Origin of the sequence: Tritonibacter sp. SIMBA_163 (assembly GCF_046535935.1) — a bacterium.
GTDB classification, from domain to species: Bacteria; Pseudomonadota; Alphaproteobacteria; order Rhodobacterales; family Rhodobacteraceae; genus Epibacterium; species Epibacterium scottomollicae.
In genome coordinates this window covers 1-260 of record NZ_JAWJBP010000706.1, presented here as the reverse complement: position 1 = coordinate 260, position 260 = coordinate 1, and the positions used below count along the sequence as shown (strand labels likewise).

The 260-nt window shown below is 70.0% G+C and carries 1 protein-coding gene; it reads right to left on the bottom strand.

Going from position 1 to position 260, the window contains the following annotated elements; translation table 11 throughout:
* The coding region (locus R0J92_RS24160) for a hypothetical protein (RefSeq protein WP_411053547.1) at window positions 1-260 on the bottom strand (260 nt) is incomplete at both ends.

The following is a 260-nucleotide window of genomic DNA, read 5'->3' as shown; positions in this document are numbered from 1 at the left end:
CATGAGCCCGCGGGGGTTCGACCCGGTGTAGGGCAGGCCGAGCGATTCGAGGTAGCTCACGACGTGGGCGTCGTAGACCCCCACGCCGGCGAACTCCTCGAGCAGGTTGAAGGCGATGTGCGGCTGGAACCGCTCGGCCGCCCGCTGGATCACGCCGAGGTCCTCGGCCACGCCCAGCACCTCGACCTCGTGGCCCAGCTCGGTCCGCAGCGTCGCGGTCACGTCGAACTCGGTCTTGAACGGCGCGACCTCCTTGTCGC